This window comes from Sphaerospermopsis reniformis, from assembly GCF_005402885.1.
Taxonomy (GTDB): domain Bacteria; phylum Cyanobacteriota; class Cyanobacteriia; order Cyanobacteriales; family Nostocaceae; genus Sphaerospermopsis; species Sphaerospermopsis kisseleviana.
Genome location: NZ_BJCE01000384.1, coordinates 1 through 3088 on the forward strand (window position 1 = coordinate 1; position 3088 = coordinate 3088).

Sequence of the window (3088 nt, forward strand, 5' to 3'; positions counted from 1 at the left end):
ATCTCTTGAAATCCCAAAAAATGCACACTTTTTCCGGTATACCCTTCAAAACCCTTGCACTTTTTTCCTGTTTATCAGCCTCTAACCTTTGATATATCAAGGTTTTAGGTTTATTCAGCAAACCCCAGTTAACTCCGCACATAACGAATGGCTTCTGTAATACCACAGACTACTTTTTGGTAATTATATTCCATCATCACTTTTCTCTGGGCGTTACTTCCCATCTCAGCCAGCTTTTCTTGACCTAGTTTGATCGCTGTGGCTAGGCGATCGCCTAACTTGTCTATTTGTCCCATGGGGTAAGTCCAACCAGTTTCCGGTGCAATCAGGTCAAAATGGCATCCTACTTGATCGGAAACAATCGCTGGTAGTCCACAGGCCATGGCTTCATTGACCACTAGCCCCCAGGTTTCACCGGCATCAGAGGGGAGGACGAGACAGTCGGACACCAGGTAAGCAGCAATGATTTCACTCTGGTTGAGAAACCCGGCAAACCTAACTGGTAGTTGGTGATCTCGGACAAATTGTTCACAGATAGGGCGTAATTCCCCGTCTCCCACCATCAGTAGTTGCCCTGTGGGTTGATGGTTTTGTTGTAATAGGGCGATCGCCTGGAGTAAATCTAGGGGATGTTTTTTAGGAATAAACTTAGCACAGTAAAGGAAGGTGACGGTGTGGGGGTCTAAGCGGAATTTTTCTAGAAGAGAGGATTTTTCACTAAGGATCTGACTGGTATCGGCGGTAAATCTTTCGTTGTCTATACAATAGGGGGTAGAAAATAGTTTTTCTGGTGCTACACCATTGTTGAGATAAAACTGTTGGTTAGCTTTTCCAATATACAAACAGGCACTATACTGACTAATTAATAGCCGTTGCAGTTGTTTTTTCCACCATGCCCTATGGGCAAGATGATTAGATTCCCCCCGGACAATACAGGGAATGCTATACAATCGGCAAGCTACCAGGAGTTGCAGGCAGCTTTTAACAACCCAACCATTGACGATAAAAACATCCCAATTGCCGTTTTTGACGATCGCAAAAATTTCTGGGGTATCACAGCCCCCAGAGTTGGTTACAGATGGTGTTTGGGCAATATTTGTTAAAACTTGATATTCATAGCCATTCAATAAAGGAACATCCCACTCAAAAGCCACCCCAAATCCATCTCCCTGCTGCATAGCATTGGGAATCATACAGAAAAAGACGTGCAGATCGATGTCAGCGTTCTGGGCTAATAGGCGAAACCAGGGTACTTGATATTGAATTGGGTGGGTGGTGAGAATACCGACTTTAAAGACCATAATTAAAAGACCATAATTAAAAGACCATAATTAGGGGTTGCTGAGAAAGTCTTTCCGTGAGGGCATAGGAGTCAGGAGTCAGGAGTCAGGAGTCATGAGTCAGGAGGAGATTTGAAAATTTCTTTGCCATCTCTTGAAATCCCAAAAAATGCACATTCCGGTATACCCTTCAAAACCCTTGCACTAATTTCTGTGTTTATCAGCCTCTAACCTTTGATATATCAAGGTTTTAGGTTTATTCAGCAAGCCCTAATTAAAACAGGACTTACGTAAAAGGGAATGAAAGTAGGGGTAATTCATGAATTACCCCTACACAAGAATAAGGTTTTAAGTCACATCTTGCGTAAGTCCTATAAAAGTTAAAAGTAACTAATTAAAGGCTTTGAAACTTTCTGCCATCGGAATCGCTCTGTATTTTCCAGTGCCATGGTAGAATAACTGCTCCAAGTTTCCCTATCAGTCAGCAAAGATTGAATTAGTGGAATCTGCTCCTGGATTTGTTGTGGATCAATGACTATACCACCCAGTCCAGCCACTTCGGGTGGAGCGCACACATCCGCCACAATAGTTGGAGTCCCAAAGGCTTGGGCTTCTACTGCGGGTATACCAAAGGACTCTGAACGGCTTAAAAGACAAAATGCCCGAGCGCGGCGATAGTGTTCCCGTAGTTGACTGACAGATACTTTACCAGTAATTGTGACAAAATTACTGAGGTTGAGGGCTTGTATTAATGTTTCAATTTTCGAGCGGTAATCATCCGTACTCCAAGGACCGACTAGGGTTAAATGAACACGGGTGTTTAATTCGTGGAGTCTTGAGAATACTTTGACAACATCTTCAATGGCTTTGTGGGGTGTCATTGCGGAAACAGTCAGGATTTCTAATGGACGTTGTTCAAAGGTTAGGTATTGACTTTGAGCCACTTGGTAGGTTTCCTCATCAATACCAACATAAAGAATTTTACCAGCTTGAGGTTTTACCCCCGCATCGTTTTCGTAGAGTCTGGCGACATATTCAGATAAATAAAACATGGCCTGTGCTTTTTTTTGGGCTTGTTTGTAGCCCTGTCTTTGCAGCCAGGCCTTCAGGCGATCGCCAATTGTGTAGTGAAATTCCCTAACATAACACCAGGGATTTTGGGCAATCACCACTTGGGGTAATTTAGTTCCGGGAACCAGAGCGCCGGAGGTTGAAATAATTAGTTGAGCTTCTAGTTGGGTTAGGAGGGACTCTAACTGAGTAAATTGCCACCAAAGTCGAGCCGTCCAGTTTTCACCAAAATTAGGACACTCTATCCAGTGAAAACTCGATCCTAGGTCGCAACAAAGATCCCGATTGTTGTGGTGATGTAGAACAAAAAATTGATGGCGATCGCCATGATACTTGGACAACATTCGTAAATGCCCAGAAATGACGTGTCTACCTGACATATGATTAATGGGCAGAGCATCTATGACAATATTCATATATAGGAATCCGGTTTGATTTATGAATCTTTCGTAGAGGCAGGGAACAGGGAACAGGGAACAGGGAACAGGGAACACCGAAAGAAGGTCTTATATAGGACTTTTTGTCAGTAGTCCGTACTAGATAACGGGGAACGGGTCGGGGTCAGACAATATTTGATACACTAATCATGACTTGACAAACATCCTCTTAGTTAGGGTTTGCTGAATAAACCTAAAACCTTGATATATCAAAGGTTAGAGGCTGATAAACACAGAAATTAGTGCAAGGGTTTTGAAGGGTATACCGGAAAAAGTGTGCATTTTTGGGGATTTCAAGAG

At 43.0% G+C, this 3088-nt stretch carries 2 protein-coding genes; both read right to left on the reverse strand.

Translation table 11 applies throughout. From position 1 onward, the window contains the following. Positions 1-128: 128 nt before the first annotated feature. On the reverse strand, positions 129-1301 hold the full coding sequence (locus FFR48_RS26665) for a glycosyltransferase family 4 protein (protein ID WP_137669434.1): 1173 nt from the start codon (positions 1299-1301) through the stop codon (positions 129-131). 359 nt (positions 1302-1660) lie between these two features. Next, on the reverse strand, positions 1661-2767 hold the full coding sequence (locus FFR48_RS26670) for a glycosyltransferase (protein ID WP_137669435.1): 1107 nt from the start codon (positions 2765-2767) through the stop codon (positions 1661-1663). Positions 2768-3088 lie beyond the last annotated feature (321 nt).